Annotated in this window: 14 protein-coding genes, 2 tRNA genes and 1 riboswitch; of the genes, 10 read left to right on the forward strand and 6 right to left on the reverse strand. The window is 42.2% G+C overall.

Annotated elements, in window-relative coordinates; translation table 11 throughout:
* Positions 1-87 precede the first annotated feature (87 nt).
* Positions 88-164 (forward strand) — tRNA-Asp (locus tag H5114_RS17830).
* Between the two features lie 83 nt (positions 165-247).
* A tRNA-Asp gene (locus tag H5114_RS17835) sits at positions 248-324 on the forward strand.
* 477 nt (positions 325-801) lie between these two features.
* On the opposite strand, the gene H5114_RS17840 is transcribed toward H5114_RS17835, so the two are convergent.
* Complete coding sequence (locus tag H5114_RS17840; RefSeq protein WP_182723684.1) at positions 802-2,928, reverse strand: TonB-dependent siderophore receptor; 2,127 nt, start codon at positions 2,926-2,928, stop codon at positions 802-804.
* A 280-nt stretch (positions 2,929-3,208) separates the two neighbouring features.
* Positions 3,209-3,308: riboswitch (TPP riboswitch) on the forward strand.
* Between the two features lie 206 nt (positions 3,309-3,514).
* Between H5114_RS17840 and thiC the strand changes: the two genes are divergently transcribed.
* The 8 genes from thiC to H5114_RS17880 all read left to right on the forward strand — a co-directional run bounded on the left by thiC (position 3,515) and on the right by H5114_RS17880 (position 11,883).
* Positions 3,515-5,515, forward strand: a complete 2,001-nt coding sequence (gene thiC, locus H5114_RS17845; RefSeq protein WP_182723667.1) for a phosphomethylpyrimidine synthase ThiC — start codon at positions 3,515-3,517, stop codon at positions 5,513-5,515.
* Positions 5,516-5,520: 5 nt separating this feature from the next.
* Positions 5,521-7,215 (forward strand): bifunctional hydroxymethylpyrimidine kinase/phosphomethylpyrimidine kinase, encoded by a 1,695-nt coding sequence (locus H5114_RS17850; protein ID WP_182723668.1) that lies wholly within the window; start codon positions 5,521-5,523, stop codon positions 7,213-7,215.
* On the forward strand, positions 7,212-8,030 hold the full coding sequence (locus tag H5114_RS17855) for a HesA/MoeB/ThiF family protein (protein ID WP_182698556.1): 819 nt from the start codon (positions 7,212-7,214) through the stop codon (positions 8,028-8,030). The genes H5114_RS17850 and H5114_RS17855 overlap by 4 nt, the downstream gene beginning before the upstream one ends.
* A complete protein-coding gene (gene thiS, locus H5114_RS17860) occupies positions 8,017-8,244 on the forward strand; it encodes a sulfur carrier protein ThiS (protein WP_182698557.1) in 228 nt (75 codons plus the stop codon). The genes H5114_RS17855 and thiS overlap by 14 nt, the downstream gene beginning before the upstream one ends.
* Before the next feature lie 2 nt (positions 8,245-8,246).
* The gene (locus tag H5114_RS17865; protein ID WP_182723669.1) at positions 8,247-9,056 is read left to right on the forward strand and encodes a thiazole synthase; all 810 of its coding nucleotides are present in this window, start codon (positions 8,247-8,249) and stop codon (positions 9,054-9,056) included.
* Between the two features lies 1 nt (position 9,057).
* Positions 9,058-10,173 (forward strand): 2-iminoacetate synthase ThiH, encoded by a 1,116-nt coding sequence (gene thiH, locus H5114_RS17870; protein ID WP_182723670.1) that lies wholly within the window; start codon positions 9,058-9,060, stop codon positions 10,171-10,173.
* A gap of 88 nt (positions 10,174-10,261) precedes the next feature.
* Positions 10,262-10,549: a chemotaxis protein gene (locus H5114_RS17875; RefSeq protein WP_124018173.1), complete on the forward strand. Its 288-nt coding sequence runs from the start codon at positions 10,262-10,264 to the stop codon at positions 10,547-10,549.
* 2 nt (positions 10,550-10,551) lie between these two features.
* A complete protein-coding gene (locus tag H5114_RS17880) occupies positions 10,552-11,883 on the forward strand; it encodes a putative metalloprotease CJM1_0395 family protein (protein ID WP_182723671.1) in 1,332 nt (443 codons plus the stop codon).
* Between the two features lie 152 nt (positions 11,884-12,035).
* Here H5114_RS17880 and H5114_RS17885 read toward each other — a convergent pair whose 3' ends face one another.
* From H5114_RS17885 to H5114_RS17905, 5 genes are all read right to left on the reverse strand, one after another.
* On the reverse strand, positions 12,036-12,935 hold the full coding sequence (locus H5114_RS17885; protein WP_124018175.1) for a LysR family transcriptional regulator: 900 nt from the start codon (positions 12,933-12,935) through the stop codon (positions 12,036-12,038).
* A gap of 115 nt (positions 12,936-13,050) precedes the next feature.
* A complete protein-coding gene (locus H5114_RS17890) occupies positions 13,051-14,175 on the reverse strand; it encodes a DUF3541 domain-containing protein (protein ID WP_182723672.1) in 1,125 nt (374 codons plus the stop codon).
* A complete protein-coding gene (locus H5114_RS17895; RefSeq protein ID WP_182723673.1) occupies positions 14,153-15,964 on the reverse strand; it encodes a hypothetical protein in 1,812 nt (603 codons plus the stop codon). The genes H5114_RS17890 and H5114_RS17895 overlap by 23 nt, the downstream gene beginning before the upstream one ends.
* Positions 15,927-16,883 carry an alpha-L-glutamate ligase-like protein gene (locus tag H5114_RS17900; RefSeq protein WP_124018178.1) on the reverse strand — a complete coding sequence of 319 codons (957 nt, stop codon included), beginning with the start codon at positions 16,881-16,883 and terminating at the stop codon, positions 15,927-15,929. The genes H5114_RS17895 and H5114_RS17900 overlap by 38 nt, the downstream gene beginning before the upstream one ends.
* Positions 16,883-18,391, reverse strand: coding sequence for an inactive transglutaminase family protein (locus H5114_RS17905; RefSeq protein WP_124018179.1), 1,509 nt, complete (start codon positions 18,389-18,391; stop codon positions 16,883-16,885). The genes H5114_RS17900 and H5114_RS17905 overlap by 1 nt, the downstream gene beginning before the upstream one ends.
* Positions 18,392-18,395 lie beyond the last annotated feature (4 nt).

Consider the following 18,395-nt stretch of genomic DNA (forward strand, 5'->3'; position numbering starts at 1 on the left):
TGAGCAAATTTTGACTAATTGAGCTAAAACAATTAAAAAACAGTTGACGATTAATTATCACAACTTTATTATTCATCGCACTTGTGTGGAGCGGTAGTTCAGTTGGTTAGAATACCGGCCTGTCACGCCGGGGGTCGCGGGTTCGAGTCCCGTCCGCTCCGCCATTCAAGTACCTGTTTGCACTTAATAAAATAAACAGTAAATCGTTTAATATTGTTAGTTTTATTAAGTGTATACAAACCGTTTTGGAGCGGTAGTTCAGTTGGTTAGAATACCGGCCTGTCACGCCGGGGGTCGCGGGTTCGAGTCCCGTCCGCTCCGCCAAATAAATAAAAAAGCCTCTACAGCAATGTAGAGGCTTTTTTATTTTAAGACGGAGCTGAATGCTTAAGCCAATCGAGATAACCACAGAGTGATTTCAGCATCAGATTGAGTAAATAGCCATTACGGCGCAAAGCAAAACATTATCCTTAGGGTAGGTGACATCTAAATCCTACCCATCAAGTAAGCCGCTTTATCGAGCTTGTTTTGCATTCAATTAACCGCAGTATGAATTGTAGCGTCTTGGCTGACGACTCCGTCTAAAAGCTAACTTTTATTTATTTAAACATAATTCATTCGAGGCTATATCGCATCTTGGCTGTTGCCATTATTGATAACTATCACCGCTGCTCAGCAGCACCCACTCAGTTCCGGTCATAGTGGGTGCTTTTAATACTGAAAATATATAGCTAAGCAATGTGATCTCGACGGCTTAAGGTAATTGTAATCGATACTTTTTTCGCTAGTATCTACCCAGCACTAGAATGCGTAATTAATATTCAATTCAAGCGATCGTCCAGCTCCGGCTATTTGTTCAAAGCCGTTACTGTTGTCTGTTTTGTATTGTGCAATACTGACCCCGCCTAAAGGCAGTTGATAATATTCGGCGAGTAAGTTTTTCACGGCGACAGTCATTGTTGCACCTTGCCATTGGATACTGCTGCTTAAGTTAAGCAGAGAGTAACTGTTGGTTGTATTTTCTAAGCGCTGACTATCAACGCGATCTTTGCTCGCGACCCATTGCCAGCTAAGGCTATTTTTCCAATCACCAAGTTCTTGGTGAAGAGCAAGTGCAGTTTGTAATGGCTTTATTTGATACAGAGGCTCGTCACCGTTATCTCTTTCGCCGTGAGTGGCAGTGGCATTAGCAACCATGAGCCATTTGCCACTGCGGTTTTCTGCTAGTTGGTATTCAGCATCAATACGTGCCCCAAACAGAGTCGCGTTAACATTGGTAAACTGTAAAATATTGCGGCGAGTATTAGTCATAGGTGTTTTGTTAAAGCTATCAACCTCATCGGCATCAATATAATCATTTATTCTGCTGTACCAAGCGGTAGCGCTGAAGGCTAAGTCATCTTGTATCAATTTATAGGCTGTACTTAAGGTATGTGCTGTTTCGGCATTGAGGTTTGGGTTACCTATATAGCCATTTCCATCACCAAACCAACCGATCATGGTTGTTGCCATGGTGCTTTGACCCCAACTGTAACGTTCATATAAATTTGGCGCTCGGCTTTTTCTCGCTAAACCAACCTCTATGACTTCAGTGTCACTCAATTGATATCGAGCCAGAAGAGTAGCGTCGATAATATTGTCATTACGCTTACGATAAAGGCTGTTAAATTCATCTGCGGCTATGGCATTGACATTGGTGATGCCCATCATCGCCATAGTGTTATAGGGTTGTACTTCAGCAGCGTTTGTTGACACGTATTCATATCGGACGCCAGCTGATAACCACCAACGACTATTTAGAGTGTGTTGCCATTCACCATAAAGAGCAGCACGTTGACGCTTGCCGTCATTAATATTGACATAATCATTAGGTCCCATCATAGATGAACCTTCGATAGCGGGCCAAGTATCGTCAAGTTGATAAACATAATATTCTTGTCCAATCAACAAGGTACTGTCTGAACTTATGGGTAATTGCCAATGCAACTGGTAGCTATAATCTTTTCCTTTGGTTTCCATCGGCATCTTGCCGGTTTTTTCGTCAGTAAAGAATCCCATTTCATGTTCGACGCTGTGCCAATTGGCTTGTGCTGTAAACTCGGCATCATTTTCTAGTGAACGCTGATAACGCACTAACGCTCCATAGCTGTCATTGTTAGTCATATCCATATATTGGTTAGCGAAACCCTGATAAGGAATATGTTGATGAGTGAGCTTAATGGCTATTTGTTGGGTCTCATCTTGCCAAGCTGCCGTTAGCGCATGGTTTTGAGATTGATATAGGGTGTCGAGTACTTTATCGCCATGACCATCGGTATAACTGTTGGCATCTTCAAATGCCCCTTGATAGCTAAAACTTAACGTTTTACTGGCAACGGTGGCATTGACGCCAGCAAGAAAAGCATCATCGGTACTGCGATAACCACTAGAAACATTACCACTGTGCCATGTTACAGCGTCGCTATCAGTGAACAGTGGGTTTAAACTGCTGATTTTTATCACACCAGCAATATTATCACCGCCAGCACTTACCGGAGAGACTCCCGCGACGACTTGCGTTGAACTGATTTGATTTGCAGATACATATGAGAGCGGCGGGTTCATCTGGTTTGCACATGATGAAGTGATGTCACTACCATCGATAAGGATTTTTATCCGATCGCCCATCATGCCGTTTAAGACGGGTAAGGCTGACACACCGCCAGCCTCAGAGAAATCGACGCCTTGCTTTTTTAAGAGGTTTTCAGCCGAACCTAGTAGGTCTTTATGTGTTGTGTGCTGTCCTTGTACTTTGACATGTTCAACACCTTGGCTGTTTTGTATGTCATACGATTCAGCTCTTACTTGCGGCGTTATGGCCAGTGTTACTGCCAATGCAATTGATGAGTAAGCCCATGGGGCGTTATTCGTTAATTTAATGGTTTGCATTACTTTGTGAGTCAAAGCTATCACCTTTATTGTTTTTTTATAAACCTTTGATGAGTTAATTTCAAAGGAGATTGTTCACCTTAATAAATTATAACCTGCTAATAAATATGAAGAGTGCGACATGATGTCGCACCTTTATAAATATATGCATCAAGTGTTGAGTGAATACGATAGATAAGGGATAAAGCTAAACTAATGCCGGCATGTTAACTCATAGATGTCATAGCAATAGATGATAGTTAGGGCTTGATATTTTGTTTAAAGCTTGCCTATACTGACGCACATCTTGTCGGAGTGCCATTATGGCTGAGACCGTTTATTCGGGATCCGTTGAACCTGATCAGGCTAGAACCTGCGAAGGAAACAAGCGTAATAATCATTATTATTGGGAAGATAATAACGTTTTAACAAGACAGTAAATGGACGTTTACCTCCGAGTTTTTTATCGGTTTATATGTCCAGTTAAGTTATTACTTTAGTATTTTTCTATGTGGTTATTGACGTAAGCGATAGTATTTTTATTGTTTACTGCTGCTATCAACACCTCTCCAGACAAGCAACTCTACTCTTAATAATGAGGTTGCTAATGTCAAATCCAAACCGTCGTCAAACTCGAGCTAATGCTCAACAATTTATTGATACCCTTAAACCGTTACAACATCCTAATTCTGAAAAAGTCTATTTAACGGGTAGTCGAGCTGATATCAACGTTGCTATGCGTCAGGTTAATCAAACTGAAACCGTCATTGGCGGCACCGATGCAAAGCCCATTAAACAAGCCAATCCACCTATCATGGTCTATGACTGTGCGGGCGCTTATTCTGATCCCCTTGCCGACATTAATGTGCGTCAAGGTTTAGCTAAAATCCGTCAAGCATGGATTGATGAGCGACAAGATACCGAGCAATTAACCGGTGCAAGTTCAGGTTTTACTCAACAGCGACTGGCGGATGATGGCTTGGATCACTTGCGTTTTGATGTCCTAGTTGCGCCGAAGCGAGCCAAGCCGGGCAAATGCGTGACCCAAATGCATTATGCTCGCCAAGGTATTGTTACCCCTGAAATGGAATACATTGCCATTCGTGAAAACATGGCTCGTGCTGAGCTAACTGACACCGTATTGACTCAAAAGGCACCAGGAGAGGCTTTTGGTGCGCATATTGGTCAGCTGATCACTCCTGAGTTTGTCCGCGATGAAGTCGCTCGAGGTCGAGCGATTATCCCACTCAATATTAACCATCCTGAAACCGAACCTATGATTATTGGGCGTAATTTTTTGGTGAAGGTGAATGCCAATATTGGTAATTCGGCGGTGACATCGTCGATTGAAGAAGAAGTGGAAAAACTGGTGTGGTCAACTCGTTGGGGCGCCGATACCGTCATGGACTTGTCGACCGGACGTTATATCCATGAGACCCGTGAGTGGCTTATCCGTAATTCGCCTGTTCCAATTGGTACTGTGCCGATTTATCAAGCATTAGAAAAGGTTAATGGCGTTGCCGAAGATCTCAGTTGGGCGGTATTTAGAGATACGCTAATAGAACAAGCCGAGCAGGGAGTAGATTATTTTACCATCCATGCTGGGGTGTTATTGCGTTATGTACCCATGACCGCCAAACGCCTTACTGGTATTGTGTCGCGTGGCGGTTCAATTATGGCTAAGTGGTGTTTAAGCCACCATCAAGAAAGTTTCTTATATGAGCATTTTCGCGATATTTGCCAGATTTGCGCCCAATACGATGTGTCCTTGTCGTTAGGCGATGGTATGCGCCCCGGTTCAATTGCCGATGCCAATGATGAAGCGCAATTTGCAGAATTAGAAACCTTAGGCGAATTGGTTAAAATTGCATGGGAATATGATGTGCAAACCATCATCGAAGGCCCTGGTCATGTGCCAATGCAGTTGATTAAAGTCAATATGGAAAAGCAATTAGCTCTTTGTGATGAAGCGCCTTTTTACACCTTAGGCCCACAAACTACCGATATCGCGCCGGGTTATGATCACTTCACCTCAGGGATTGGCGCTGCCATGATGGCTTGGTATGGCGTGGCGATGTTGTGTTACGTCACCCCCAAAGAACACTTAGGCTTACCTAACAAAGAAGATGTAAAACAAGGCTTAATTGCCTACAAGATTGCAGCTCATGCTGCTGATGTCGCTAAAGGTCATCCAGGTGCACAAGTGCGTGATAATGCGTTATCCAAAGCCCGCTTTGAATTCCGTTGGGAAGATCAATACAACCTAGGCCTTGATCCTGATACCGCTCGTGCTTACCACGACGAATCGTTACCACAAGAATCAGCAAAAGTGGCTCATTTTTGTTCAATGTGTGGGCCTAAATTTTGCTCGATGAAAATAACCCACGAAGTGCGTGAATATGCCGCGAATCTTCAACAAGCAGAAGCACTTAAGATTGAAGTCTCTGCTGCTAGTGCTTATCAAACTCAACCTATGGCTCAAGCCATAAATCCGTCCGAGGCTATGGCGCAAAAGTCGGCTGAGTTCAAAGCGTCGGGATCGGCGCTGTATCACGCCGTCAAACCAGCAGCACAAGTTGATACCGACTTAGCGGTAGAGGTTGAATAACTATCATGAATTCATCGACATTTGTCACTGAATCCATAACGCAAACCCCACCCATTGTCTGGACCATAGCCGGTTCAGACAGTGGTGGAGGTGCGGGGATTCAAGCTGATTTACTCACCATGCAAGACTTGTCATGTCACGGGTGTAGCGTAATAACCACATTAACTGCGCAAAACTCAGTCAGTGTAAGTCTTGTTGAAACTGTTTCTGAATCCATGTTACTGGCTCAGTTGACCAGCTTATGTGCAGATCTGCCGCCGGTAGCGATTAAAATTGGCCTGTTGGCATCCCAAGCACAGGTAAACATTTTGGCTGATTGGTTAACCCAGATACGATCTAGACTAAATATGGCTCCTTTTGTGGTGCTTGATCCTGTGATGGTCGCCAGTAGTGGTGCCAGCTTTAATCCTATGGATCTCGATTTTAGTCCTCTCATTGGCTTAATTGACTTATTAACCCCTAATCAGCATGAGTTAGGTCGCTTATGTCATCATTGCGTTTTAGCGCAACATCGAAATGATAACCTTAATCTCGAATCATCGCTTGAGATCGATCCCATGAGGACTCTGCAACTGCAGATGATTAATGACGCTAAGTGGTTATCAAATATATTTAAATGCCATGTACTCGCCAAAGGTGGTGATGCTCATTGGCAGCACGATGCGACAGATATTTATGTCAGTTCAAGCGTGCTAGGCGCCAGTGTTGCACACAGTAATGCAGTGTTTATGTTAAGCAGTCAGCGGATAGTCACTAATAACAATCATGGCAGTGGTTGCACTTTATCATCTGCAATAGCGTGTTTTATTGCCCATGACTTCGTGATCCATGATGCTATTGTGTTGGCAAAAGCTTATGTCAATAAGGGCTTAGCATTAGGTTTCAGTCTAGGGCAAGGTCCTGGGATTTTAGCCCGTACCGGTTGGCCCGATGATTTACAGGCTATGCCGTTAATCAACTTGATTACATCAGACGATCTCGCTCAAGCTTCATTTAAACACACAGCCCATAATGACTTTAAATCGCTGCTAAAACCACTCGGTATTTATCCTGTTGTTGATGATCTAAATATACTCAAACAGCTGCTATCAGCTGGCTGCAAAACCATTCAATATCGCACTAAACTCGATAGCGACACTTGTTCGGACAGTCTGCAGCGATTAACACTCGAAACTAATATTATTGAGGTGATTAAACTGGGTCGAGAGTTTCATGCTCAGTTATTTATCAATGATCATTGGCAACTGGCGGTTAAACACGGTGCGTTTGGGGTTCACTTAGGCCAAGAAGATTTGGCGACTGCAGATTTAACCGCGATAGCTGCAGCTGGAATGGCATTAGGGTTATCGAGCCACAGTTATTTTGAAGCCTTGTTAGCTCACCAATACTCACCTTCCTATATTGCCCTGGGGCATATTTTTGCTACCACCACGAAACAAATGCCATCAGCCCCCCAAGGGATCACTAAGCTTACACGTTATGTCAGCTTATTTTCGCGTCATTATCCAACGGTAGCGATTGGCGGAATTAATCTCAGTAATCTTGAGGTCATTGCCATGACTGGGGTGGGTGATGTTGCGGTTGTCAGGGCCGTGAGCGCTGCTGCAGATCCCGCTAAAGCTTATCAAGCGTTAAATCATAAGTGGTTACAGTTGACGCGATCATTATCGAAACCGAGTGTCTCTGCGGAGGTGAGATGAATATACTATCGGATCAGCAGTATATCCAGTACTCACGCACCATGTTACTCAGTGATATTGGCGAGACTGGCCAACTCGCCATTATGAATAGTTCGGTCGTCATTATTGGCATGGGCGGATTAGGGCATCTAGTCGCTCATTACCTCGCGGCGGCTGGTGTTCAGCATATGTTGTTGATTGACCATGATGTTATTGAACTATCTAACTTGCCACGGCAGCTATTATTTACTGCCACAGATATTGGCCAAACCAAAGTTGCTGTTACTAAAAGAGTGCTTAATCGTGCTTACCCTGAAATCAACATCAATACTATCGCGGAAAAAGTGACTGCCCAGCATTTTTATCAGCTTATCAAGCGAAAAGTAACCAAGCCTTTAGTATTTGACTGCACTGATAATTTCAAGACACGGCAGCTTATTAATCAACTCTGCGTTGAACAGAAATTGACTTTGGTTAGTGGCGCAATCAGTGGCTATCAAGGACAACTATTTTGTATTGATTTTTCAGACTCAGGCTCTAATTTACACCCAAATAGCGGCTGTTATCGTTGTTTATATCCACTTGATATGACGATTACGCAAAATTGTACTCGAGCAGGAGTTCTTGGGCCTGCTGCGGGCATTATTGCCAGTATGCAAGCGCTGGTGGGCATACAACATCTTAGTAATACCTTCACTCAATACGGTATTTTACATTGCTTTAATGCTAAAAACTTACATTGGCAGCATGCCCACATGAGCCAAGATCCTGAGTGTGCAGTATGTCATCAGCAGTCAGTCACTCAGCTTTCGGAGCAGCCCAATGACGCATATTAATTGCCACTCTCAGATTGCCTTGCAACTCAATGGGGTCGAACAAATCGTTCGGGCTAATTTGAATTTGGCCGAATTACTGATTTTAAGTGATCTACCCACTCAAGCGGTCGCCATAGTCGTCAACGATAGTGTTGTACCACGAAGCCGATGGGTGCACGTATTGTGTCAAGCGAACGATAATATTACGGTTTTTTCTGCCGTTGCTGGAGGTTAATAATGTTAACGATAGCCGATCATCAATTTTCGTCTCGATTATTCACCGGGACGGGAAAATTTTCAGATCACAACACTATGTTACAAGCTATAAACAGTTCGGGATCGCAGTTAGTTACCTTGGCGATGAAGCGGATTGATTTAACCCGCGGCCATGACAATTTACTCGGGCCGCTGCAAAGTATGGGGGTAAAGTTATTACCTAATACCGCGGGTGCGCGTAATGCCAAAGAAGCTATTTTTGCTGCCGAACTGGCTTATGAAATACTTGGCACTAAATGGATTAAACTTGAAATTCATCCAGATCCTAAATATCTCATGCCAGATCCTATTGAAACATTAATCGCGGCTCAACAATTATGCGAGCAAGGCTATATTGTCATGCCTTATGTGCATGCCGATCCTGTGTTATGTCGCCGATTAGAAGAAGTCGGCTGCGCCGCAGTGATGCCTCTTGGTAGCCCCATTGGCAGTAACCAAGGCCTGGCCACGGAAACCTTTTTACGCATTATCATCGAACAAGCCTGCATACCAGTGATCATTGATGCGGGAATTGGTGCACCCTCGCAAGCTTGCAGAGCAATGGAAATGGGGGCCGCAGCCGTATTGGTTAATACCGCGATTGCAAGTAGTGCTTATCCTCAGCAAATGGCGAAATGCTTTGCTGATGCGGTCGCGACAGGAAGACAAGCCTTTCTTGCAGGATTAGGGGCTGTGAATCATCACGCCGATGCAACCAGTCCATTAACCGGATTTCTGACAGAAGCATCAATCAATTCACTGACGCAGTCAGTGAACATCAAGGAGGGTTAGCATGTCATATTCAAGCGTATTTACGCAATTAGCCCCCGATGCATTATCGATGAAATTGTATTCGACTACCGCCAAAGACGTTGAATTGGCTTTGCAAAATCCAAACGGCAATCTTGATAGCTTGTTGGCACTATTATCTCCTGCCGCAATGCCATATATTGAACCGATGGCGCAGCAAGCAGTTCAGCTGACTCGAAAGCGATTCGGTGCCAATATCGGTCTTTTCTTACCCTTGTATTTATCAAATCTGTGCGCCAATGAATGTGATTATTGTGGCTTTAGCATGAGCAATAAGGTTAAGCGTAAAACCCTTAACAGTGATGAACTCACAGCAGAAATGGCTATTATCAAACAACGTGGCTTCGATTCGATATTGCTGGTGTCTGGTGAACACGAAACTAAAGTTGGAATGGGGTATTTTGAGTCGGTGTTACCGTTAGTTAGTAAGGCTTTTAATTACGTGGCAATGGAAGTTCAACCATTGGAAACAGAACAATATCAGCGTCTTGGTAAGTTAGGTGTTGATGCCGTTATGGTATACCAAGAAACTTACCGGCCTCAAACTTATTCAAAACATCATACTCGCGGTAAAAAACAAGATTTCGTTTATCGCTTAGATACCCCAGATCGAGTCGCAAAAGCAGGGATCGATAAAATAGGTTTAGGGGTATTACTTGGGTTAGATGATTGGCGACTCGATGCATTATTAATGGGGTATCATCTTGATTATCTAGAAAAAACCTACTGGCGTAATCGTTACAGTATTTCATTACCTCGCTTACGTCCATGCACTGGTGGTATTTCACCTAAGGTTGAATTAACCGATGCCGGATTAGTGCAATTGATCTGTGCATTTAGGTTGTTTAATCCGCAACTTGAAATCAGTTTATCAACACGTGAACTGCCGTCGTTAAGAGATAATTTACTGCCACTTGGAATTACTCACATGAGTGCCGGAAGTTCAACCCAACCAGGAGGCTACATGACACCTGACAGCCAACTTGATCAATTTGAGATCAGTGATAATCGCTCTGCAGAGCAAGTGATAATCCAAATGAGGCGACGAGGATTGAATCCGGTATGGAAAGATTGGGAGATGGGCTGGAATAATGATTAAAGTTTAAGATTGGTTTGCTTATAAACTGTACATATTAGTCGGTTTAGATCATACTAAATGAAAGTTTTTATGATCAGGAGTCGTCATTATGCAAGTTCAATCAGCGTATTCATCTGGTTTACAAGGTTTACAAAGTGCTCAGCAAGGTTTAGCGCAAGCAACAACATCTGTAGCAACGCCAGATCAGCAAAAGCCAGCAGTCGCTAATGCATCAACTCAAGATACTGTGACACTTAGTTCACGTGCAGTTGATCAAACTGACACCACAGCAGCTTTAGTCTCTGCAACTCAATCATCGAATCAAGCTCAAGCTTCAACACGAGTGATTGAAGAGGCTTCTGAAACAGTGGGTAGTTTGATTGATATAGAAGTGTAAACATGAGTGCGCCAATGGTTTCTGCTAACATTGGTTCATTCATTAATGCTGCCCATCACAATACAATATCCGCAGCAGCTATTCACACCAGTAGCGTTGCAAACAACAGTCTTAAAATCTCTGCTATTGAAACTACTAGTCATATTAAACCCACTAGTATTAATCCAATCAGTACCAAATCTATCAATACTGATGTCGGTCAAAACTTCACTTCTCAACAACACGCTTATCAGCCACAAACGGCTCAAGCTACAGCGAGTCAAACTGCTGCAGCAGACAAAACTCAATCTTATAAAATTGTCGGTTCTGATCCACTTAACAGTTATAACCTAAAGAGCGGTCCTGCGAATCTGGCTGGCGTATTGAATAATTCATCCGTGCCTGCAGTCACACTTGCTGAAAAATCAGTCAGTGCAGATGTTACAACTAATATTTCAAGTGATGCGGCAAATACGCAACAGCCAGTGGTTAGAACTATTGCGGCAACAAATGACACAGTAGCGGATCCCTTTGCTGCTGAGTCTGATTCACAATCAGCTCCTCAGGCATCAAATAATCAAGATGAAACAGCTACACAGCAAGTTGAGCAACAGATTGTAAAAAAGCAACAGCAAATAGAACAAGCTCAAACAAAGCAGATTGAACAACTTGTACAACGAGATACCGAGGTTAAAACTCACGAACAAGCTCATGCAGCAGTGGGCGGTAGTTTAACTCAGAGCCCTAGTTATCAATATGAAAAAGGGCCAGACGGCCGGCGTTATGCCGTAGAAGGTGAGGTGAGTATTGATGTGTCGCCTGTTTCAGGCGATCCTAAAGCAACATTAAGTAAAATGCAGAAGGTATATGCGGCAGCGATGGCGCCAGTGCAACCATCAATGGCAGATATTCGTGTGGCTGCGCAAGCGCTACAAAACATGAATGAAGCAAATAAACAGTTGATACAAGACCGCCAGCAAGATACTGGTTCAACACTGAATAATCAAACCTCAGCTGAGAGCGGCAATATTTTTACTCGCGCACAGAATCAACAGCCATTGACTCCAGCAACTAACTCAAACAACTCTATCGCGCCAAATAGTAGTGTTTTGAAAATAGACACAACACATGGTATTGATAACGCAAATATCAATTCATCGTCGTCTAAGCGTCCTGTATCTGCAGCACAGGGTAATGAGGCATTGGTTAATAATGGTCTTGCTAATAATACAGTTACAAATAATGCAGCGATAAATAATAACAGTAATGACGAACGAGACTCTAATCGTCAAATACAAACGTCTTTATCTTCATCAGAACGCGACCAATATCAATCGATTGAAATTTATGTGTAGTCCTTCAGCACCTCCTGCTGATTTAATCCATTCAACCTGTTCACGACCAACTCAAACATTGGCTCATCTGTTAATCGGAACGTGAAACTCGTATTATTAATTGTATTGTGAGTATCTTCAGCGACTTAACAAATAACCTCTGCTGCTCAGCATTAGCCATTAAAGGGTAAATCATGTTGTTTCAAAATGAGGCTTTCTAATAATTTACAGGCGGGTCCTTGTTGATCTCGATTGGGAATGACCAAGTTAAGCATTATTTTGCGCTGATAACTGCCACGTAAATGTAAGCGGATAAGCTGTTTATTGGCAATTTCTTGTTCAACTAAAAAGCTAGGTATCCAACAAAAGCCAATATTACGGGCCAGAATACTCTTTGCTTCGTGAAAGTTAGAGACGGTCCAACGTTGTTCTGCTTTTAACCACCCAATATCGTTACTGGCATTAATTCCGGTATCTTTAATGACAATTTGTAGGTGCTGGGCTAATTGCTTGTCATCTTCAATTAAAGTCAGTGTTGCCAGAGGATGATCTGGATGGCAAACCAGTTCAAAACTTAATTCACATAATGGTTCAGATATATGGCCTTTAGGTGCGGTGGCACAAATAGCAATATCAGCTTGATTATTATTGATAAGTTCGTGGGTTCCGGAAATAACAGAATCAATAATGGTTACCCGAGTACCACGGCTGTCCGGTAAAAATTCTCTCAATGATTCCACAAGATTGTCCATTGGGTAAACAATTTCTCTGGCAATAGTGAGGTTAGGTTCCCAACCTTGGCCTAAATTTGAGGCCAGTTGTTCAAGTTCTTCAACAGATTGAGTTAGGTGGCGAGAGCGACGCAATAACACTTCACCTTGCTCAGTTAAATATGCTTTTCGACCTTTGACTTCGAGTAGATTGATCCCCAATTGATGTTGTAACTTGGCCACGGCATGATTTAACGATGATTGGCTTTTGTTGAGTTTTTCTGCCGCTTGAGCATAGCCGCCAAAATCAACAACAGCTTGGACTATTCGCCATTGTTCTAAGGTTGATTTTGCTCTGCTCATTAAGTGCTCTCTTTATTGTTGGCTGAAAATGAAGGAAACTAGCGTATTTTTTATCATAAAAAAGGCAAATGCACTGCAGCATTTGCCTCAAATATATCTTGGCTAGTATTGAGTGTTATTTAGCATTGTTCAGAGAAGCTTTAGGCTTCACTAATTTTGGTAAGTACTTTTTAGTACTCGCAATATTATTTAAATACGGACCTTTGTGTAATGTTTCAGGCCAATTTAATAACATCATTGCTAGCACGTTTCTGTGTTCACCAGAAGATAATTCAGCTTTGCCATGTGGTGACGGGATCATCATGATTTTTGGATCATAAGCCGCAATCACGTGTTGTTTCACTTTATCCACAACTGGGTTATCGCCGTTACCCGTAATTAAGAAACTAATCCCAACTTCAGTAATAATATCTTCAGTCGTATCGGTCAGAATACGATCAATATTTTTCTCAAAGTAATCTAAAATCCACTGATATTCTTTTGGATCGACAGGGTGTTGATAATACTCGCTGGCAGAAAAAATAAAGTGAGTCATACCATAGACTTTGTTTTTATATTGGCCTTTTTTGAGTTTATCATCATTGCTATCTGGATAGGTTTTAATAAAAGCTTGTTTGTAAGCTTGGTAATAGTCGCCAACGCCGATTTGTTTGGCCCAATATACATAGTTGATTAACTGCGCGGCCCAAGCCTTAATCATTTTTGTATCAGTGAAAGCAGGCTCTAAATTAGCATTTTTTAGGGTTTTTATCATTAAATCATGACAAGGTCCGGTAAAACCAAACTCATCCACTCGACTGGCATAGCGCAATAGCACGTCGGTATATAACATAAAATTAGGGTAGGGAGCGATGGCTTCTTTACGGGCAATAGCCCGTGGGCCTGAACCTAATTTATCCGCCTCAATTTTTGATTCACTTTTAATAAAACCGGGCTTATCCAGATTACATGAATAGTAAGCTTGACGTTCAGCAATAGTGAGGAGATCAATTAATGAGCCGTTAGCGTATTTTGGTTCCCCAGTCATACGGAATTGGCGTATAGCATAGTGGCCTTGAACTCGTGGGGGTAAGGAGTAAAGGTTGGTTTCTAAATTGGATTTTATGCCTTGATAAACTTGTTCAGCTGTTAAAGTATGGGCGGTTTTTTCTGCCGATTCTTTTGCGAAAGCCACACTACTAAACAACGTAGCTGACAATAGTAAATACGAGAGTGTTTTACTCTTGCGTAGTTCCAGCATGTTTAAATCTCCTGATAAGTGAATGTGGGTCAATCGGTAAGCCTATAAGCTGCTCGAGTTGATCGTTTAAGGTTAAATGTGTTTCATTGACTACCAGTAAATTAAATATCTCTCCAGTCGATATATAGGCTGGTGTTTGATTCATAATTAGCTGAGTCAATGCGCTTTGCCATAGCGGAAGATAATAATTAACTCCTTCGTTAGCAATAGCTTGATAGCTGTATATTGCATCTGTTGCTTGCGGCCATTGTTGACCAAAACTTTGTTCAAAGTACGCTGATAGCTGATGGTTATGACTTAACCATGTGTCCTGTTCAGTGTTGTTGAAGTCGCCATCATATTGATAAAAATCCAGTGCAACCTTGGCTCTAAATACCCATAACTGTTGCTGATATTGAGCGACTAACTGATATCGTTTAGAGATACTTTCTAATTTAAGCTGCTGTTTAATATAGTTAACTAGCCACAGTGTTGCAATGGCGTGAGCATCCGTATTCTGCGCTTTATGGTTGAGAAAATAAAACTCTCCACCTTGTGCTAAGGATACTATTGCTTGGCTTAATTGGTTAATTAATTTTTGTTGTTGTGTTGCACGGGTTAATTGTGGTGGAAAACTGAGTGCATATTGGCCAAATTGATGACCAACGACGGTTTGTTTTATCAATTGACCATTAACGTCTTGACGTGATTGTTGATCCGCTTGTGGATAAGTAAAAATTTCACCGAGTAAGCGTTGTTGATGCCATACCCGAATAATCTGGGTTTCATTTAAGCTGTTTTGTTGACCATCATCAGATGACGTTTCTCCCTCTACTCTCTGCTTTTCGATTGTGATGAGTTCAAATTTAAGGTTAAGAGGCTTAAGACTGGTGAATATTTGCTGTAGAAATACATTTGTTGTCATCATTTCCATACTAGATGATTTACTTATGTCACTTAACGTCTGGGCAATATTCCAGGGCGCAATATCGATATTGGCAGTTTGGCTATCTAAAAATTGTTGTAATAACTGCGGCGTTAAGCGATGAGAGGCCAGCTGAGCTTGAGCTGTATTGGTATATCCTTGACGATGGGCTTGCTGCTGTTGCAGAAAATGGATTGATTCAACCGCTGCTACCTGTTGTTCTTTAGCGCGAGTTTGATAGGCGAGCCAGGCTTGTTTTCTGCAGTATTCTTTGGGTTGTTTAATTAAGTATTTGGCAATACTGATATCAATATTCGTATTTTGGGTAGGCTCAGTATCTTGATGCTTGTTTGTGGTTTCTGTTCGTTGTGGTAACACACAATCTTGTTGATTAAACTGCAGGGTAAAGTGTTGCTGCGATAACGCTTGATCTATGCTGGCTTGGGCACCATGCAATTTTGATTTTTCGATGACTGGCCATTGTGCACGTTTTATGGTCTCTAAACGTTGTCCTAATTGGTTATAAGGCGGAGCAAGGTAGGGTAATTGGTCAATGAGATATAAGGTTTGTGGTGCGCTAACGACTGCATTAAGTTCATCAGCAAGGTGAAGTTGGCACCATAATAAGCCTTGTCTATTGATGCTGTTATTGGCAAAAGGGCGATAGTATTGAATTCTGTCGTTAATATTATTTAACGCCAGTGTATTTTTTTCAAATGTAACCGCTTGTTGCTCTACAGACTGAAAAGAAACAAGCGTCTGTTGTGCTAAATCTGGTTGATATTGTAAGCACTGTTCGATGAACAGTGCTAAAGGATTAGCCACAGCATGTGTTGTGGCTAAAAGATTAAAAAATAGGGTTGCTACAAAAATGCTTTTTAGCATAAGCCACACGTTCCTCAACTGACATTGCTGAGCTATTCATCGCTTCAACATGCTTAAGTCGAGGTAAGATCCCTCTTCCATTGGCAATTTGAATTGTTAAACCGGGGCGGGCATTCAATTCGAGTAACAATGGGCCTTTGTTTTTATCTAGCACCATGTCAGTGCCTAAATAGCCTAATTCACACATTTCATAAGCACTAGATGCCGTGTGAAGTAAGGTTTCCCAATGAGGAACGACTATGTTCGACAGCGGGAAGTGGGTATCTGGGTGTTTATCAACAGGCACGTCAAATTGCACCGCGTGTAAACTGTTACCGGTAGCAATGTCTAAACCAACACCGACAGCGCCTTGGTGCAAGTTTGCTTTACCGTCAGACGCCGCCGTCGATAATCGCAACATTCCCATGACAGGAAAACCTTTAAATACAATTAAGCGGATGTCAGGGACACCCTCATAACTTAACCCTTCAAAGACCGGATCAAATTCAATTAATCCTTCGACAATCGCCACATCAGGCTTACCACCAAGTGAAAATAAACCACTTAAAATATTAGATACATGGCGGTAAATTTCATTCTGAGTCACTTCGTGGCCATTGGGTTTATAATAACAACCATTGCTCACCCTAGTGATCACCATAATACCTTTGCCACCAGAACCTTTGGCAGGTTTTATCACAAAACCACTGCGGTCAAGGACCATTGCTGGTATTTCTTGGATTTTATGTTGCTGATGAACAACCCCAATTAAATCGGGAACAGCAATGCCATTAGCAAGCGCAAGTTGTTTAGTTATTAGCTTGTCATCAACGCGTTTATAAAACTTACGCTGATTATAACGACCAATATAGCTAATATTGCGCCTGTTCATGTTGAGTACACCGCTACGGCTCAATTCCCAGGGCCAGGCGTACTTCATTATTGTTCTCCAACTAATGGTCTAAAGCGTTTTAACTCAGTTAAACGGTAACCTGTGTACTGTCCCATTACTAATACCAACGCTAAGATCACTAAATGGATCCCTAAGAAGTTGAATACCCAATGCTGAACTAATTGGTTGTCCATAGCTAAGTAAGCCAATGTCGCCACAAATAAGCTACCACCACCAGAAACAAAGACTTTTTTAGGGCCTTCTTCTTCCCAAAGAATCGACATACGTTCAATGGTCCAAGCCAGAATGATCATCGGGAAGAACGTAATGGTTAAGCCTTCACTTAAGCCTAATTTGAATGAGATTAAGGTAAATAAGCCGATAATAAAAATAACCACAATAATAACCGCCGATATTCGGGATATGAGCAGTAAGTTAAGTGTCGACAGATAGGAGCGGATCATTAAACCAAAGGCAACAATCAGTAAAAAACCAATTAAGCCAGTGAGTAGGGTCGTTTGAATAAATGCCAAGGCGATCAATACCGGCATAAATGTACCCGATGTTTTGATGCCTACAATCACTCGCAAGAACACGACAACTAATACTCCAATGGGTATTAATAAAATGCCTTTAAATGTGCTTTGTTCTTCAAGTGGTAACTGATACAGGGAGAAATCCATGGCATCGTCATTCATCATCATGTCGATAGATGTCGCTAATGCTGAACGAGTATCTTGTAGCATGGAGAAGTTAACTAATGAATTAGTACCTCCCATGACATCAAGTACTGGGTGACCTGCGTATTCCCATAATACTAAGGTATTATCACGGCCTTTCTTGTTGTTGGGTACATCAAAAAGCTCCCATTGACCGTCATTATAGACTTGAACATATGATGTCAGTTGTTGGCGACGGCGTTGATCTTCAAGTTGTAAACCGTTCACTATGCGTGCCGGTACACCTTTAGAGTGCAACATGTGGACAAACAAATTGGTTGAAGTGTTAGCCGATAGTAGCAAGGCCATATTTTGGCTTTGGTTATTATCATTAATCAAATTCATTAATTGCTGAGCAAATGACAAATTCGTTGCACTACGAGCCCATACTTCTTCAATTATTTGGTCGGCTGCTGATTTCTCAGTTGCAGGCCATAAATAGGGTTCAGGTGTTACAGGTTCCTGGTCTGCTTCGATAGTGAGTTTACCGGTTGGAACCAAAGTTACGCGATAATATAGTGCTTGTGAGCCTGTCGCTTCACGAATCGACCATATTGCCCGACGATTATTGGCATCGGCTGAAATGTTTAAGCCATAACCTGGCGATGATGCGTTTTCAACTAAAATATCAAATGCAGGATCGTCAGGTAATGAAAAATTGACTTCAGCAGGTTCATTGTTGCCATTGAAACTAATTTTAGCGTCCACGGCCCAACTTTGAACCTGTTCACCAGGTAAAAAAGGCACATTGTGTTCAATACCACGGTATATGCTGGTACTGATCCCGATGATAAATAGCAGCGCAACGAATATGTAAAACGGTTTACGAGAATGCATTACG

This window comes from Shewanella sp. SR43-8 (genome assembly GCF_014163775.1).
Lineage (GTDB): Bacteria > Pseudomonadota > Gammaproteobacteria > Enterobacterales > Shewanellaceae > Shewanella > Shewanella vesiculosa.